Consider the following 16316-nt stretch of genomic DNA (forward strand, 5'->3'; position numbering starts at 1 on the left):
CCCCACTTATCCCCCTTTGATTCCTCTGAGTCTAGTAGTGGGGGTCTTACTGCCCGTTAGACTGCGATAAAATCTTCAATGAAAAAGGACAGCGGCCCATTAAGGCTTAGCTGTCCTTTTTCATTTTCTTTATCTCTTCCGTAATAACAAAGGCCAACTCATCATTTCCGAACAAGGATAGAACACCAAGCAGAGTCTGATCAGGCACATCGCCTGCTTCTTCTTTTGGAACGGTCAGGTCCAGCGCTTCCTTTAGTGAACTGTTTTCCCCCTGATCCGGATATGCCTTTAAATAGATTTCTTCGGGATCTAAATTGTGATTAATGCACCACTGGGCAAAAACGAGTATCATCATTTTTTCTTCGCCCTGATAGTTTTGAATAATTTTTTCTTCAAGCTCTTTACTGTTCATTATCATAAATCCCCTTTTGTATTTATATATTGATTATAAATTTAAAAACATGATTTTTCATCTTTATTTCTTTTTCTTCTGCATAAAGAATTTTCAGTAATCCGAATTAATTCTAAATTTATTGTCAATTCGTATTGACAATTAAATAGTAGAATATCATAATATTAGAAAAACTTATAAAAACTTTTACAAATAACTGCACTACTGCCTTGAAGTAGAAAAGAGCGAAAGGCAACCCTTACAAAACAGTATACGAGTCTTTTTCAATGACTTCAGCTGTTGAGCATCCATATTGGTTGTTGCCGGGAAGCAAGCCCTTTCGTCCACGCTCGGAGGATGACTGGGCGTTTTTATTTACACTCTTTTAAGAGCAGCACAAAGAGCAGGCAATAGGTTTTTAAATCATCTACAGATAGGGAGTTTTAACAAATGACAGAATTTAAAATTGAAATCAGCCACACACCTGAGAAAAAACAAAAACCTGCATTTGATAACCTGGTGTTTGGCAGGAATTTTACGGATCATATGTTTGAAATGGATTATACTGCCGGACGGGGATGGCACGACCCAAGAATTGTACCTTACCAGCCGCTGTCTCTTGATCCAGCTGCAATGATTTTCCATTATGGGCAGAGTGTATTCGAAGGGTTAAAAGCCTATCTTACCATTGATAATGAGGTATTGCTGTTCCGCCCTGAAAAGAATATGGAGAGATTGAATAAATCAAACTCCAGGTTATGTATTCCTGAAATTGATGAAGAGCTTGCTCTTTATGCCTTAAAAGAATTAATTTCAGTTGACCGGGACTGGATTCCGAACGTTGAAGGGACATCACTTTACATCCGGCCATTTGTCATTTCAACTGAGCCATATCTTGGAGTGGCACCATCAACGAGATACAAATTCATCATTATTCTTTCGCCGGTAGGCGCTTACTATAAGGAAGGCATCAATCCTGTTAAAATTGCTGTTCAAAACGAATATGTGCGTGCAGTTAAAGGGGGAACAGGCACAGCTAAAACCGGAGGAAACTATGCAGCTAGTCTGAAAGCACAGGAGCTTGCAAGCTTAACAGGATATTCGCAGGTTCTATGGCTTGACGGTAAAGAAAATAAATATATTGAAGAAGTGGGAAGCATGAACATTTTCTTCAAAATTAACGGAGAAGTTGTAACACCAGAACTTAATGGAAGCATCCTGGAAGGGATTACTCGAAACTCTGTACTTGAGTTACTGAAGCATTGGAATGTTCCGGTATCAGAAAGAAAAATTTCTATTGAAGAAATCTACCAGGCACATGCAGATGGCCAGCTTGAAGAAGCATTTGGAACGGGCACTGCTGCTGTTATTTCACCAATTGGAGAATTCTTCTGGGACAACAAGATTATTGAAATCAATGAGGGGAACACCGGAGAATTGTCCAAGAAAATCTATGATATACTAACAGGCATCCAAAAAGGAACCGAACCGGATCCATTTGGATGGAGTGTAAAAGTGGAAAAGAAAGAGGCAGCAGGAATTAAATAATCCTCGATAATTGGATCGGCATCATTAAGCCGATCCTTTTTCTGTTTCAGGCATGAAAATCATCTAAAACGGGAAAATATAGAAAGAACCTATTACGGAGAGGAGATTAAAAAATGGACAAGATAGAAGTCGGAGAAGTTTTTACAATCAGTGATGAAAATGATCAGGAAATGGAAGTGGAGGTCCTCGCGTCTGCAGAGGTTGATGGCAATCAATATGCTGCTGTCAGCTTTGTAGAAGATCTTGAGGAAGACACAGAAGAAGATATTGACGTATTCTTCTTAAAACTTGATGAGGATGGCGACTTTACACCCATTGAAAGCGACGAAGAATTTAACCGAGTCTCTGCCGTATTCGAAGAAATGATACACGAGGAATAAGAGAGAAGGACAATTCCTTCTCTTTTTTTTACATACTTCTATCTTCTGAAGAACGATTACGGAAACAGCAGGTGATCCAATGAAAATATTATGCATCGATGGCGGGGGAATACGCGGTGTTTTTGCCGTCAGCATCCTGAAAGCTCTCGAAAAGGAAATGAAACAGCCTGCAGGCGACTATTTTGATATAATCGCAGGCACAAGCACCGGATCGATCATTGCCTCTTCGCTGATCCTGAAAAAAGATATGAGAGAGGTCCTGAAAGGATACGAATCATTCGGGAAAAAGATTTTTGTCAAACAGGCTAAGGTCGGCCTTTTTAAAAGCGTATACAGTGATAAGTATATGCGGCGCTTTTTTCGGAAAGCCTTTGGCGAAACGGAATTGTCCGATATAAAAAAACCGCTTTTGATACCAGCTGTCGATGTGACCCATGGCAAGCCGTTTGTCCACCGTTCCAATTACGGCAGCCCAGGCAATGAAAGCCTGTCGATGAAGCTTTGGGATGCAGTCCTTTCCTCCTGTTCAGCACCTGTGTATTTCCCGCCGAACAACATCAGCAATAGTTATTTATCCATAGACGGAGGGCTATGGGCGAATAATCCATCACTCGTTTGCATTACCGAGGCTATGCATCACTTCAAGGTGGAGCTGCAAAAAATAAAAATCCTTTCGCTTGGGACCGGTCTTCAAAAAATTGACTTTACGATTGATCATGATAAATATTGGGGTGTAAAGCATTGGCTGCCTTTCCAGCTCCCGTCCATGAAAGTGACGCCCAAGCTATTGGACCTGGCTCTTCATTTATCCTCCGAATCTGTTACCTACCATTGCAGGCATCTACTCGGAGAAAATTACCTGCGCATAAATGAAGAGCTGGGTGAAGAAATGCCCTTTGACGAAATAAAGTTTGTGGAAGAATTGATTATGCTCGGGGAGAAGGTCTATCAGGATCGGCGGGAGGAAATAAAGAAGTTTTTACTCTCATGAAAAAAGAGCGGGGAATTTCCCCTGCTCTTTTTTCATTTTGTATGAATCACAGAATAATACTTTACAGGTTCTGATGTGTTTTGAAGAACTTCAGCAATCGTTCCAATGAGGCTGTATGGCCCCTTTGCGTCATGGCCAGCCTCCCCAGATCATCATTCCGCCAAATCCGCCATTTAATGCCAGGGCAGTTTTCTTTTTCATGGTGGCGGATCCATTATAGTAATAGCTGATGCCATTCATGCTGATCCTATCTTTTGCTGCATTTTTTGGATTATTGTTTATGACGGCCTGATAGGATACCGGCTTAACGGCAGGATCCTCCGGCTGAGCATACAGAGGAACACCGAGAACCAGTTTATTTTTGGAAATCCCTTGAGAATCAAAGAGGTTACCCCAATAATTGAAAATAATCATATGATTCCCCGCCATTGATATGAAACCAGCCACCCCACAGCTAGGAATGCCTTCACATTTTCTCTTCACTGCTAGAAAACCTCCATCTTTCAATCCTATAAAAGTGTAACAAAAAAGGGAAGATGGAGGGGGTGGTAATTTATTGCTGACATTCCATTCCTGCATAAAACAATAAACTTTTTTTAATATATGATTCTCATCACATTACGAACTTTTTCCTCATGGTACATTCCTTATAAGCACGATTAATAGCCTTTAAAAGGGAATGATATAGGAGGAATTGTACAGTGAGCGAATTAATTAATAACCGTGAGCATCCGGACCATCAGAGCCATTCTATTCATAGCCATGATGAAGCAGCTGCTCATCCTAAACCGGAAGAACAGCCCGGACATCCCATTCATACTTTCACCCGGGAGAATAGGGCAATTGATAAGCATCTGAGAGAAAATGTGAAGGTCCATCTCGAGGCGTTCATTCAGGAGGATCATGAGGACAATGTTTATGCACTTTTAGAAGACTGTATCCTGCTCCTTGATCTTGATAAGCATTACAGCCGAAAGGAAAATCTGCTTTTTCCTTACCTGGAGAAGTACGGAATTTATGGTCCCACAAATAATATGTGGAGCATCGATGACTTCATCAGGGATGGCATCAAGGAAGCCAAGAACCTTCTCACCCATTACCAGGGGGACAAGCAAAAGGTCATCAATGCAATCCGTTTCGTTTTCAATGAAGTTAGTGCCATGATTTACAGGGAGGAAAATATCCTTTTCCCAATGGCTTTAAAAAACCTTACAGAAGATGAATGGGTAAAGATCGCCCATGAAAGCGACGAGATTGGCTTTTGTCTGACCGGCCCTGAAAAGGAATGGAAGCCCGAACGGAAAGGGATTGAGGGGAATGCCATATCAAAAGGCTACATTAAAATGGAAACTGGCATTTTGTCCATAAAGCAGCTGGAGCTGTTATTCAATCACTTGCCTGTCGATATCACCTTTATTGATCATGATGACGTTGTCCGCTATTTCTCTCATGGCAAGGAAAGAATCTTTGCCAGAACGAAAGCCGTGATTGGGCGAACCGTTCAGAATTGCCATCCGCCCCGCAGTGTCCATGTTGTGGAAGAATTGCTGAAGGATTTCAGGGAAAGGCGAAAAGACTCTGAAGACTTCTGGATCAAGTTCAGAGATAAATATGTTTATATCCGTTATTTTGCCGTACGGGATGAAAACGGACGCTATGCTGGAACCCTTGAATTTACACAAAACATCAGTCCAATACAGGAGATCGAGGGAGAGAAAAGGATTCTTTCATAATCAAAAAAAGCTAAGAGCGTTGCGGCTCTTTAGCTTTTTTTGATTTTTGACGGATTATTTACCTTATATAAAACAGGTTCTTCGATAATGAATTCCTCTTCACAGTCTTTACCTTTAGGCAGTTTCTTTTTAACTATTTTCCCGTCAAATTCGAGGCTTTCACCTGGCTGAAGTTCAAATTTCTTTAACGTCTTCGAATGAGAGCACCAGCCAAGCCCGACTTCAATCGGTTCATCCTCCTGAATGACAAGATCTTCAAGTATGATGACTTCATCATTGGCTTCATTGAAATGGTTCCAGCTCAGGGCAAGCTGCTTAACTTTAGCTGTAAAATGGACCTTTTCTGCCGGCAGCTCCAAGGCAGGCTGTTTTTCCTTTTTGGCTTTTTTGGCTGCCGGTTTATCACTTTGGTTGTTTTCAGCAGATTTCTTTGTTATCTTTTCAGTCTGGACACTATCTTCTTTGGAAGCTTCCTTTTCAGAAGGAGCTGAGGAGATATCCCCAAAATCAGCAGCCAGCGCTTTTCCGAAGCTTGGAGACTGCATCTCTTTAAGGTAAGCAGGATGTATGCAGCTCAGATTCCCATCCTGAAACTCGATTATGATTGTATAATAATCACCAGTTTCGCCGTATGTCTGATACCCTTTCACGATTACAAGACGCTGCTGTGTTTTTTCTTTATACCAGAATTCCTTTTTAACTTCCCTTGTAGTAGATAATCCCCATTCCCTGACTTTTTCTTCATAATGGGCATCGTCCTGAAACGTTTCAAAATGCCCTGTCGGAGGGAAATATGCAGTATTGTTTGAGTCTTCTATATGAGGCAGAGTAATGGCCAATCCGTCCACATCCTTTCAACATTATTTTAATAGCCATTAATGATAAAATCAAAAATGTGGAAGGGTTTTTGCGATAACTTTGGAATATAGTTAATTAATAAACAACAGTTTGCAGTAAAGGAGTTTGTAAAAATGAAGACATTCAAAGACAGAAATGACGTTCCGCTCAATGAGAAATGGAATCTGGAAGACATATACTCCAGCTTGGAGAAATGGGAAGAAGATTACAAACATATTGAACAACTGGCTGATAAACTGAAAACCTTTGACGGACAGATTCATGATGGCAATTCCCTTTATCAATACCTTGAAAAAAAAGAAAAACTCTCTTACATATTTAATAAGCTGTATGCATATGCGATGCTGAAAACAGATGAAGACACACGTCTGACAGATTCGCAAGCCTATGTAGACAGGGCTAAGCAATTGAGCGTTAAAGTCAGTTCTTCCAGTTCTTTTTTTATGCCTTTTCTCTTAAGCCTGGATGAGGAAACTCTGAGAGGCTATATTGCTGAGGAGAAGGGCTTGAAATACTTTGAGGAGGACCTGCTCGAATCCTTCCGCTATAAGCCGTATGTCCTTAATAAAGACCAAGAAGCAATTCTCTCCCAGCTTGGGGAGGCACTTTCAGTTCCCAGTCATACATTTGGAATGATGAATAATGCGGATATAAAGTTTGGCGATGTCACCAATGATGATGGAGAGAAAGTGGAACTGACACGCGGCATGTATGCCAAAATTATGGAAGAGGCTGACCGGGAAAAGAGGAAAGAAGCATATAAGGCCTATTACCAGCCCTATGTGCAGCTGAAGAACTCCATTGCTTCCACCCTTTCTGCCGCTATAAAAAACAATGTTACCATGGCCAAAATCCGTAATTATCCTTCAGCACTTGAAAAAGGATTATTTGGTGATCAGGTGCCAAAGGAAGTGTATGTCAATCTAATTGAGACGACTAAAAAAAATATTGGGGCAATGCATCAGTATACTATGATCCGCAAGGAACAGTTAGGTCTTGACGAGCTGAGGCAATATGATTTGAGCGTTCCTTTAGTAAAGGGAGTCAAACCTGAAATATCCTATGAAGAAGCTTATGACACAATGTGTAAAGCGCTCGAGCCTCTTGGTGATGATTATATTACTATTCTGAAGGAGTTTAAGTCAGGCCGCTATATTGATGTGCGTGAAACTCCAGGGAAGCGGTCAGGGGCATATAACCTCGGCATTTATGGAGTTCATCCTTATATCCTTCTGAATCATCGGGATGATCTGGACAGCCTTTTTACACTTGCTCATGAATGCGGGCATGGTGTCCACAGTAAGCTGAGCTCACAGCACCAGCCGCAGATCACCGCCCGTTATAGCATTTTTGTGGCGGAAGTGGCTTCTACAGTAAATGAAGTACTCCTGATTCATTATTTGCTGGACACGGAGAAGGATAAAAATGTACGCAGGCATCTCCTTAATCATTTTATTGATCAGTTTAAAGGAACCTTCTTCACTCAAGTTATGTTTGCTGAATTTGAGATGAAAACTCATGAATTAGCTGAAAAGGGGGAGCCGCTAAACGCTGAGGTCTTCAGCGGAATATATGAACGTTTATTCCGCGAATATAACGGGGATGAAATTGTTTTTGATGAAGAAGTGAAATTCGGCTGGGCCAGGATTCCTCATTTTTACCGTCCGTTTTATGTTTATAAATACGCTACCGGATTTGCTTCTGCCATCCATTTGGCAGCAAAAATTCTCGAAGGAGACAATGAAACGCTGCAAAGCTATCTGGAGTTCTTAAAAAGCGGAAGCTCCGATTATCCGCTGGACCTGTTAAAGAAAACCGGAGTGGATCTGACTTCACCATATCCTATTGAAAACTCACTTCGGAAATTCAGAGATCTTGTAGAAGAATTCGGAAACCAATAGCTGGATTGGGCCTGTTTCTTGTAATAGAAACAGGCTTTTTTACCGTCATAATTAAAAGAACAGCCTGCTGAAATACAATTAATGGACAGGATGAAATATTCCTGCAATAATTGATGCAAACTTTAATTAAAACGAAGATAGCGAAAATATAATTGTGAAGGATGAAAGGATGAAAGTACTTCTGGCAAGCCCGAATTTTCACCAGGCAAGAGGGAATACAGTTACCGTTCAGCGTATTTCTGATGGCCTCAATAAGCTGGGCATTGAGACTGAAATAATCAATATCACAGACGGCTGCAAATTAACCAGCCTGCCAAAAGCCGATATTGTGCATGGCTTTAACGCTTATCGGTTTGGCCAATTTATTAAGAAGCTTGGTGAAAAACCTGAAAGATATGTCGTAACCATGACCGGCACTGATTTAAATATCGACCTTCATGATCCAGTTAAGAAAACCGCAGTCATTCAAACCATTATCAATGCCGAAGCTATACATGTATTTGATGAAGAAGCTAAGCTTGTACTGGCAGGTGAAGTTCCTGAAGCAAAAGATAAAATCAGCGTTATCCATCAGGGAACTGTAATATTTTCTGAAGCTGGAGCCGACTATAAAAAAGAACACGGCACTTTTTTATTTTTGCTGCCGGCAGGAATCCGCAAGGTGAAGAATATTCCTTTTGCCATAGAAAAGCTTAAACTGTTATATGAAAAGAATCCCCGCATCCGTCTTTGGCTAGCGGGTCCTATTATTGAAGAAGAAGAGGGAAATATCGTAAAGACCCTTACTGAAAAAAATAAAGAATGGGTTCAATATCTTGGCCAGATCCCGCATCACCATATGGGAGAGCTATACAGACAAGCGGATGCCGTATTGAACACATCCCATTCTGAAGGCCAGCCTGCTGCCATTTTAGAAGCAATGGAGTATAGCCTTCCAGTTCTTGCAGCCAATAACCTGGGCAACAGGAATATCATTTCACATCAGGAAACTGGTTTAATCTACACTAATCCGGTCGAATTTCTTGATAATGCAGACAAACTAGTGAATAATAACGAATTGAGGATTAAATTGGGGCAAGCTGCCAAACTCTATGTTGAGGGCAGTCATTCTTCGGAATATGAAGCTAAAACACTTCAAAAAATTTACGAAACCATCTTAGAAAAATCCCCAAGTAAACATTGAATGAGTAAGGAGAGAGAAATATGTCTAGAGAAGAAATCGTAAAACTGACTTCTTTATCAACAAAAGGCGGCTGAGGATGCAAAATTGGTCCTGAAGACCTGGCGCAGGTTCTGCGTCATTTGCCAAAGTCTGTACCTGACCCCAACCTCTTAGTAGGACTGGATACATCGGATGATGCAGGCGTTTATAAAATAAATGATGAAACTGCCCTTGTGCAGACACTGGATTTCTTCACTCCTATCGTTGATGACCCATACATGTTCGGCCAAATCGCTGCAGCTAATTCGCTGAGTGATATTTACGCTATGGGCGGCAAACCTATAACCGTCATGAATATTGTAGGTTTTCCTATCAGCAAACTGGATAAAAGCATACTTGCAGACATTCTGGCTGGCGCATCAGATAAAGTTAAAGAATCCGGTGCTGTGTTAGTTGGAGGGCACTCCATTGACGACCAGGAGCCAAAATTCGGATTATCTGTGACTGGAACCGTACATCCTGAACGGGTAAGAACAAATGCAGGAGCCAAACCTGGCGACAAACTGATCTTAACCAAGCCGATTGGCGTCGGCATTCTTACTCAAGCGATTAAAAGGGATATGCTGGATCAGGAAGGCATCGACCGTGTAATGAAAATTATGGCTGCTTTAAATAAAGACGCTGCTGAAGCTATGGATAACTACCAGGTCAATGCCTGCACAGACATTACTGGTTTTGGCCTTCTGGGCCATGCCATGGAAATTGCGGAAGGGAGCGGCACAGGCATTACCATTGAAAGCAAAGCCGTGCCAATCCTTCCAAAAACAAGAGAGCTTGCTGAACAGAATATTATTCCTGGCGGCTCCAAAAAGAATCATAAATGGCTGTCCGGCCGGATTCAATACGAAAATATTGATGATGTGGACCAAGTGATACTTTGTGATGCTATTACTTCAGGGGGACTTTTAATAACCGTTCCTGAAGCAGAAGCTGAATTGCTCCTAAAAGACCTTAAGGAAAAAGGAGTAGAATGGGCTTCCATCATTGGGACTGTCACAGATCAGAATCCTGGAAAGATTACGGTTATCTGAAAAAAGGACTCGAAAAGAGTCCTTTTTTACCTTTACTACAAAACAAAAACAAGGAAGTGCAAACATGAAAAAATTCTTAATGCTCATGACTATCTTTTCACTGATGCTTTTGACAGCATGCAGCGGAAACGACTCAAAAAATACAGACGATAATGGTAAAGAAAAATCTAAAGAAACGTTCACCATTGGGGTTATTCCCGTTCAAACAGAGGGATCGATGGAAGCCGCCATGGAGAAACTGCAGTCCACTTTATCTGAAAAACTTGATAGGGAAGTAGCTGTCGAAGTATATCCGGATTATAACGGGGTTGTAGAAGCCATGAACTACGATAAAATTGATATGGCATATTTCGGTCCGTTAACATATGTTGTTGCACATGAGAAGAGCGGCGCAAAAGCCATCATTACACAGCTGATCGATGGTGAGCCATTCTATTATTCATATATCATCACCCATAAAGACAATCCATGGAATTCACTTGAAGATTTACTGAAAAACAGCAGTGAAGCTGACTTTGCCTTTGGTGATATCAATTCAACTTCAGGATCTCTTATCCCATCCATTGAATTGAAGGACCGTGAAGTTTACAAATCAGAAGATGAACACAGCTTTAAGTCCGTCAGATTTACCGGCTCGCATGATGCTACTGCATTGGCAGTCCAAAATAAGCAGGTTGATGCCGGTGCGATCGACAGCGCCATTTACAATCAATTAGTGGATTCAGGAAAAGTAGACGGAGATCAGATTAAAACGATCTGGAAATCAGAAAAGCTTTTCCAGTACCCTTGGGCTGTACATGAAAACACCGATGAAGAAACAATTAAAGCGTTAAAGGAAGCATTTCTTGCGATTGAAGATCCCGAAATTCTGGATGCATTCGGAGCAAGCGGATTTACTGAAGCAAGCAACGAAGATTATGAAAGCATCCGTCAGGCTGCCCTAAAAGAGGGACTTATTAAAGAATAGGGCTGATAAGATTGTGGTTTAAAAAACGCAGCATATTAACATATACCGTGTTGGCTTTATTCATTTATCTAAGCATGAAGCTGACAGAATTCGACTTATCGAAATTCAAAGACTTCCGCAACATGATTGATTTCCTGTCCCATTGGTTCCCTATGGATTTTTCTCTCCTTCCAAGGATACTTGAAGACAGTCTGGAAACCTTGGCCATGGCTTTTCTGGGAAGCTTCTTTGGGCTTATTATCGGACTTCCCTTAAGCTTTATGGCCGCCAAAAACACATCCGGTTCAAAATTTGTTTACCATATAACCAGAGTCGGCCTCAGCTTTGTCCGCTCCATTCCTGAAATTGTTTTTGGTTTGATTCTTTTGACGGCTCTAGGGCTTGGTCCTTTTCCGGCTGTCCTGGCCATTATGTTTCATAACATTGGGGTTCTGGGAAAACTGATCTCAGAGCTCATTGAAGCATCCGATCCCGGCCCGCAGGAGGCCATGAAAGCAGTTGGGGCAAAAAGCTGGTTTGCTTCCCTATTCAGCATCCTGCCTCAAATATGGCCAAATGTATTGTCAAATTACTTCTACCGGTTTGAGGTTGCCATAAGGACTTCCCTTATCTTGGGCTTCATTGGCGGGGGAGGAATTGGCCAAAGACTTTTTAATGATTTTAAGACATTTCAATACAATTCAGTTTCGCTTGATGTCCTGGTGATTATGATCATCGTTATTCTAGTGGACCTTTTCGGAAGCTATGTCAGGAACCGAGTGATATAAAGGAGGCCGGAAATGCTTGAGATTCGAAATATAACTGTCCGTTATCCCGGCATGAAGCATCATGCGCTTAATTCAATAAATCTGACGATACACCCTGGAGATTTTGTTTGCGTGCTAGGTAAAAGCGGTGCCGGAAAATCCACTCTGATCCGCTGTTTAAATGGCCTGCAGTCACCTTCATCAGGGGAAATCATCTGGGATGGCCAATCCTTTTCTGCACTTAGTGATGAACAGCTTCGCAGAATCCGCAGGGAGATGGGCATGATCTTTCAGCATTTTAATTTAGTTCCGCGATTAACTGTCCTGCAAAATGTTCTGACAGGCATGTTCGGCTACAGAAGCAGTTTTAAGAACCTCATTGGATGGTTTACAGAGGAAGAAAAGGCTCAGGCTAAACAAGTCATTGCAGAGGTGGGCTTAACCGACTTTGCCGACCGCAGGGTGGAGCATCTTAGCGGAGGGCAGAAACAGAGAGTCGGCATTGCAAGGGCTCTCCTTCAAAAGCCAAGGTTCCTGCTTGGAGACGAGCCTGTAGCCAGCCTGGATCCTGGAACTTCAGACCGGATCTTCAGCCTGCTGCAGGAGATGCATAACCGGCATGGTCTGCAAACCATAATCAATGTCCATGATGTTCAATTGGCTAAACGCTATGCTACCCGGATTATTGCATTAAAAGATGGAGAAGTTGTTTTTGATGGTAAACCGGAACAGTTCACAGATGATATGTATGTATTTACATATGATGCAGAAAGTTATAGCGAAAAATCATATATCTGATTAACTTAAGAACAGGAGGCAGAAGAATGGCCAATTGTCCATGAGTTGTGGATAGCTCGAACGTCGTGTACGTTTCGAACGACCCTGACATCACGTTATTTAATGCCGGACACCCTTCGAAGAAAACAGTGACACTGACTTTTGACGATGGGCCGGCAAGAGTTCTTCCGGAACTATTGGATATACTGAAGAAAGAAAAGGTTCCAGCTGTTTTCTTCTGGCAATCAAGGCTTTTATACCCCGGGCGTCCGTGGAAAAGAGTCCTGGAAGAAGGCCATCAGGTAGGTACCCACTCTTCAAAGCATTCCAATTATGAAAAATTAACTCCAAATGAACAAGTCCAGGATTTAAGGAGAAGCAAATTAAAGATTGAATCCATCACGGGCCAAGATGTGAAGCTATTCAGGCCTCCATTCGGACAGTATAATGAACATACCATTGCTGCAGCCAAAGAGCTCGGGCTCTCCACCATATTGTGGAGAATCTCGTCCATGGACTGGGAGCTTAAAGAAGAGCCTGAACAAATAATCACAAACGTTCTAGAGAACCTGGAAGACGGAGCAATCATTCTTTTGCATGAATTAACCCAGACTGCTGCGGCTCTGCCTGGTTTAATTGCTGGAATTCGGGATAAAGGCTATGAATTCAGTTTGCTGTAAAAAGTATCCTCAGTGAGGGTACTTTTTTTGTGAGGGTTTATTCTGTTGACACAAATTAAATATTATGATAATTAAATAATGGTTAGCACTCGGAAGACTTGAGTGCTAACCAAATGAAAAAATAAGGGGAGAGACTAACATGGAAACGAAACAATTTCAGGCAGAATCCAAGAGATTATTGGAAATGATGATCAACTCCATCTACTCTCAAAGAGAGGTGTTCCTGAGGGAGCTTATTTCCAACAGCAGTGATGCGATTGATAAGATCTACTACAAAGCACTTACAGACGATTCCTTAACGTTTGACAAAGACAGTTACTACATAAAAGTCGTTCCTGATAAAGAAAAAAGGACATTAACAATCAAAGATACCGGCATTGGCATGACAAAGGACGAACTGGAAAACAACCTGGGTGTCATCGCAAAAAGCGGCTCTCTTGCTTTTAAGAAAGAAAATGAAATTAAAGATGGGCATGATATTATTGGCCAATTCGGAGTAGGATTTTATGCTGCATTCATGGTCGCTGATGTTGTAACTGTGATCAGCAAAGCCCTTGGCAGTGAGCAGGCGTACAAATGGGAATCCCATGGAGCGGAGGGATATACGATTACGCCATGTGAAAAAGAAGCAGTCGGTACTGAAATTATCCTTAAAATTAAAGAAAATACGGAAGATGAAAGCTTTGATGAATATCTCGAAGAGTACCGCTTAAAGTCGATCATAAAAAAATACTCTGACTTTATCCGCTATCCTATAAAAATGGATGTCACCATCAGAAAATCAAAAGAAGAAGCTGAGAACGAGTTTGAAGAAATTACCGAAGAGCAGACCATCAACAGCATGGTCCCGATTTGGCGCAAAAATAAAAGCGAGCTGACAGATGAAGATTACGAAAAGTTCTATCAGGAGAAGCATTATGGCTTTGACAAGCCGGTAAAGCATATCCATATTAATGTGGATGGAACAATCCGCTATAATGCGATTTTATATATACCTGAGAATATTCCATTTGATTATTACTCAAAGGAATACGAAAAAGGCCTGGAACTTTATTCGAATGGCGTTTTAATCATGAACAAGTGTGGAGACCTTTTGCCTGATTATTTCAGTTTTGTCAAAGGGATGGTGGACTCTGAAGATTTATCCCTTAACATCTCAAGGGAAATGCTCCAGCATGATCGGCAGCTGAAGCTTATTGCGAAAAACATCAGCAAAAAAATTAAAAATGAGCTCCAAAGTCTCATGAAAAATGAGCGGGTAAAATATGAACAATTTTACAAGTCATTTGGAAGACAATTAAAATACGGTGTATACAGTGATTTTGGAACCCATAAAGAAACACTCCAGGATTTATTGATGTTCTATTCTTCACAAGAGAAGAAATTGGTATCACTTGATGAATATGTATCCCGAATGAAGGAAGACCAGAAATATATTTATTATGCTGCTGGTGAGTCATACGAAAGAATTGAAAAGCTTCCACAAGCCGAACTGGTGGCGGATAAGGGTTATGAAATTCTGTACTTTACAGAGGATATTGATGAGTTCGCCATTAAAATGCTGATGTCCTATAAAGAGAAGGAATTTAAGTCAGTCTCAAGCGGCGATCTTGGCATAGAAAATGAGGAAGAAAAGATATCCGAATCAGAAGAAAAAGAACATAAGGAATTGTTCAGCACCATGAAGGAGATTTTATCAGGAAAAGTGACAGATGTCCGGATTTCCAAAAGACTTAAAAGCTATCCGGTTTGCCTTAGTGCAGATGGGGAAGTCACTATTGAAATGGAAAAGGTCCTCAGCAGCATGCCTGACAATCAAAATGTAAAAGCGAACAAGGTACTGGAAATCAATTCAAGCCATGAAGTGTTCCAGGCCTTAAAAAATGCAATGGAAAATGATAAAGAAAAGTTAAGTCTCTATACAAACCTCCTATATAACCAGGCTATGCTGATTGAAGGCCTGCCAATCAGCGACCCTGTGGAATTTACGAATGATATCTGCAAAGTTATGGTGTAAAGTTGTAACAGCCCGAATTGATCGGGCTGTTTTTTCATTTATTGCTGGCGAAAAGTGCCTGCATAATTATATTGGGATCCAGTCTGAAGCTGATTATTAAAAGGCTGCTGGAGAGTGGTCATTTCAGGCCCGGTGAGCTGCCCTTGCATTTGATTGCAGATGTTTACAACTTCCTGGCAACGCTGAATTGCCAGCTCGTGACTATGCAGACTTTGTTCAATTAATTGAGCAGACTGCTTCTCACGCTGCAGAATCTGTTCAAGCATTTGGATATTCTGCTGTTCCTGCTGAAGCATCATACGGTATTGCTGGCTTCCCTGCTGTGTCTGCTGAATGAGCTGCTGTGCAAGCTGACGCGCTTGACCTGCCTGCTGTACTCCGTGTTGAACTGTATGCATATAATCAGCCTCCTAATAATTTTTCACGGGACATTTGCCCCTTCGATATTCTTAGCAATCCTCCTAATAAAGCTTCCGAAAAACAGCAAAGAATATTTTCTGACAAACATAACAAACTATACAGGAAGGAATTCAAACCAAATCCCTCCAGGAAGTGCCACTCCAATATATTTCATTAAGCTACCTGGAATTATATCTGTAAAATAGCATTGAATTCAGCTAAAACGATCTGAAACTCTTGGGAAGGGGATTATCATGTCAGTTTTTGTTTATCAGTCTTTTCAATTAAAACAAGATAACTTTGTTGAAGCTCTGAAAAATCTCAGAATGATACAAAATTACCGTAACGAAAATTACCAGCATAAAATCGAATTATTATCACCCATATCAGGCGATGATCATACATATGCTTTTCTTTCCACATATGAGGGTCTGGCCGAGATGGAGCTGCAAAACAAAAAGATGTTTGAAGATGAGGAATACAAAAAACTGATCGAGCAATTTTTCCTTGAGGATATCGTCCAGGGAAGCATGAATACACAGCTGTTAAGATCTATAACAGGATTAAAGAGTGACAGTTCCGAGAAAAAGAAATAAGAATTATGGCAAATTTCCAATTGATATTGAAACGGAAGCCGATTATCATCTGAATCGGCTAATTTTTTTGCCAGTATGC

At 41.1% G+C, this 16316-nt stretch carries 17 protein-coding genes; 13 read left to right on the plus strand and 4 right to left on the minus strand.

Annotation, left to right across the window (positions count from 1 at the left end; translation table 11 throughout):
* Positions 1 to 106 precede the first annotated feature (106 nt).
* The gene (gene yxiS / locus BFI01S_RS00005) at positions 107 to 412 is read right to left on the minus strand and encodes a protein YxiS (RefSeq protein WP_061790769.1); all 306 of its coding nucleotides are present in this window, start codon (positions 410 to 412) and stop codon (positions 107 to 109) included.
* Between the two features lie 429 nt (positions 413 to 841).
* Here yxiS and BFI01S_RS00010 point away from each other — a divergent pair, with 429 nt between their 5' ends.
* The 3 genes from BFI01S_RS00010 to BFI01S_RS00020 all read left to right on the plus strand — a co-directional run bounded on the left by BFI01S_RS00010 (position 842) and on the right by BFI01S_RS00020 (position 3310).
* Positions 842 to 1939, plus strand: coding sequence for a branched-chain amino acid aminotransferase (locus BFI01S_RS00010; protein ID WP_061790770.1), 1098 nt, complete (start codon positions 842 to 844; stop codon positions 1937 to 1939).
* Between the two features lie 113 nt (positions 1940 to 2052).
* Entirely contained in the window at positions 2053 to 2319 is a 267-nt protein-coding gene (locus BFI01S_RS00015) for a DUF1292 domain-containing protein (RefSeq protein ID WP_061790771.1), read from the plus strand.
* 79 nt (positions 2320 to 2398) lie between these two features.
* Entirely contained in the window at positions 2399 to 3310 is a 912-nt protein-coding gene (locus BFI01S_RS00020; protein WP_061790772.1) for a CBASS cGAMP-activated phospholipase, read from the plus strand.
* Between the two features lie 129 nt (positions 3311 to 3439).
* On the opposite strand, the gene BFI01S_RS00025 is transcribed toward BFI01S_RS00020, so the two are convergent.
* On the minus strand, positions 3440 to 3793 hold the full coding sequence (locus tag BFI01S_RS00025; protein WP_061790773.1) for a glycoside hydrolase family 18 protein: 354 nt from the start codon (positions 3791 to 3793) through the stop codon (positions 3440 to 3442).
* Between the two features lie 218 nt (positions 3794 to 4011).
* Here BFI01S_RS00025 and BFI01S_RS00030 point away from each other — a divergent pair, with 218 nt between their 5' ends.
* Complete coding sequence (locus BFI01S_RS00030) at positions 4012 to 5043, plus strand: DUF438 domain-containing protein (protein ID WP_061790774.1); 1032 nt, start codon at positions 4012 to 4014, stop codon at positions 5041 to 5043.
* Between the two features lie 29 nt (positions 5044 to 5072).
* Here the strand turns inward: BFI01S_RS00030 and BFI01S_RS00035 are convergent, their stop codons facing one another.
* Positions 5073 to 5891, minus strand: coding sequence for a hypothetical protein (locus BFI01S_RS00035; protein ID WP_244926448.1), 819 nt, complete (start codon positions 5889 to 5891; stop codon positions 5073 to 5075).
* Between the two features lie 123 nt (positions 5892 to 6014).
* Between BFI01S_RS00035 and pepF the strand changes: the two genes are divergently transcribed.
* The 8 genes from pepF (at position 6015) to htpG (ending at position 15242) form a co-directional block, all read left to right on the plus strand.
* Entirely contained in the window at positions 6015 to 7802 is a 1788-nt protein-coding gene (gene pepF / locus BFI01S_RS00040; RefSeq protein ID WP_061790776.1) for an oligoendopeptidase F, read from the plus strand.
* A gap of 169 nt (positions 7803 to 7971) precedes the next feature.
* The gene (locus BFI01S_RS00045) at positions 7972 to 8985 is read left to right on the plus strand and encodes a glycosyltransferase (RefSeq protein ID WP_061790777.1); all 1014 of its coding nucleotides are present in this window, start codon (positions 7972 to 7974) and stop codon (positions 8983 to 8985) included.
* A 20-nt stretch (positions 8986 to 9005) separates the two neighbouring features.
* On the plus strand, positions 9006 to 10055 hold the full coding sequence (selD, locus tag BFI01S_RS00050; RefSeq protein ID WP_172581921.1) for a selenide, water dikinase SelD: 1050 nt from the start codon (positions 9006 to 9008) through the stop codon (positions 10053 to 10055).
* A gap of 64 nt (positions 10056 to 10119) precedes the next feature.
* Positions 10120 to 11022, plus strand: a complete 903-nt coding sequence (phnD, locus tag BFI01S_RS00055) for a phosphate/phosphite/phosphonate ABC transporter substrate-binding protein (RefSeq protein WP_061790779.1) — start codon at positions 10120 to 10122, stop codon at positions 11020 to 11022.
* A gap of 11 nt (positions 11023 to 11033) precedes the next feature.
* A complete protein-coding gene (gene phnE / locus BFI01S_RS00060) occupies positions 11034 to 11789 on the plus strand; it encodes a phosphonate ABC transporter, permease protein PhnE (protein ID WP_061790780.1) in 756 nt (251 codons plus the stop codon).
* A gap of 12 nt (positions 11790 to 11801) precedes the next feature.
* The gene (gene phnC, locus BFI01S_RS00065) at positions 11802 to 12566 is read left to right on the plus strand and encodes a phosphonate ABC transporter ATP-binding protein (RefSeq protein ID WP_061790781.1); all 765 of its coding nucleotides are present in this window, start codon (positions 11802 to 11804) and stop codon (positions 12564 to 12566) included.
* A gap of 47 nt (positions 12567 to 12613) precedes the next feature.
* Positions 12614 to 13225 (plus strand): polysaccharide deacetylase family protein, encoded by a 612-nt coding sequence (locus BFI01S_RS00070; RefSeq protein WP_082804435.1) that lies wholly within the window; start codon positions 12614 to 12616, stop codon positions 13223 to 13225.
* Between the two features lie 139 nt (positions 13226 to 13364).
* Positions 13365 to 15242, plus strand: a complete 1878-nt coding sequence (gene htpG / locus BFI01S_RS00075) for a molecular chaperone HtpG (protein WP_061790782.1) — start codon at positions 13365 to 13367, stop codon at positions 15240 to 15242.
* A gap of 38 nt (positions 15243 to 15280) precedes the next feature.
* Here the strand turns inward: htpG and BFI01S_RS00080 are convergent, their stop codons facing one another.
* Entirely contained in the window at positions 15281 to 15640 is a 360-nt protein-coding gene (locus tag BFI01S_RS00080; RefSeq protein ID WP_061790783.1) for a hypothetical protein, read from the minus strand.
* 255 nt (positions 15641 to 15895) lie between these two features.
* Between BFI01S_RS00080 and BFI01S_RS00085 the strand changes: the two genes are divergently transcribed.
* Entirely contained in the window at positions 15896 to 16237 is a 342-nt protein-coding gene (locus tag BFI01S_RS00085) for a hypothetical protein (RefSeq protein ID WP_061790784.1), read from the plus strand.
* The last annotated feature ends 79 nt before the right edge of the window (positions 16238 to 16316 follow it).

Origin of the sequence: Cytobacillus firmus NBRC 15306 (genome assembly GCF_001591465.1) — a bacterium.
Classification (GTDB): domain Bacteria; phylum Bacillota; class Bacilli; order Bacillales; family Cytobacillaceae; genus Cytobacillus; species Cytobacillus firmus.

What these genes read in the sequence shown, in the direction of transcription:
- yxiS (WP_061790769.1), bottom strand. Translation starts at nt 412, where the DNA reads ATGAACAGTAAAGAGCTTGAAGAAAAAATTATTCAAAACTATCAGGGC.
- BFI01S_RS00010 (WP_061790770.1), top strand. Translation starts at nt 842, where the DNA reads ATGACAGAATTTAAAATTGAAATCAGCCACACACCTGAGAAAAAACAA.
- BFI01S_RS00015 (WP_061790771.1), top strand. Translation starts at nt 2,053, where the DNA reads ATGGACAAGATAGAAGTCGGAGAAGTTTTTACAATCAGTGATGAAAAT.
- BFI01S_RS00020 (WP_061790772.1), top strand. Translation starts at nt 2,399, where the DNA reads ATGAAAATATTATGCATCGATGGCGGGGGAATACGCGGTGTTTTTGCC.
- pepF (WP_061790776.1), top strand. Translation starts at nt 6,015, where the DNA reads ATGAAGACATTCAAAGACAGAAATGACGTTCCGCTCAATGAGAAATGG.
- BFI01S_RS00045 (WP_061790777.1), top strand. Translation starts at nt 7,972, where the DNA reads ATGAAAGTACTTCTGGCAAGCCCGAATTTTCACCAGGCAAGAGGGAAT.
- phnD (WP_061790779.1), top strand. Translation starts at nt 10,120, where the DNA reads ATGAAAAAATTCTTAATGCTCATGACTATCTTTTCACTGATGCTTTTG.
- phnC (WP_061790781.1), top strand. Translation starts at nt 11,802, where the DNA reads ATGCTTGAGATTCGAAATATAACTGTCCGTTATCCCGGCATGAAGCAT.
- htpG (WP_061790782.1), top strand. Translation starts at nt 13,365, where the DNA reads ATGGAAACGAAACAATTTCAGGCAGAATCCAAGAGATTATTGGAAATG.
- BFI01S_RS00080 (WP_061790783.1), bottom strand. Translation starts at nt 15,640, where the DNA reads ATGCATACAGTTCAACACGGAGTACAGCAGGCAGGTCAAGCGCGTCAG.
- BFI01S_RS00085 (WP_061790784.1), top strand. Translation starts at nt 15,896, where the DNA reads ATGTCAGTTTTTGTTTATCAGTCTTTTCAATTAAAACAAGATAACTTT.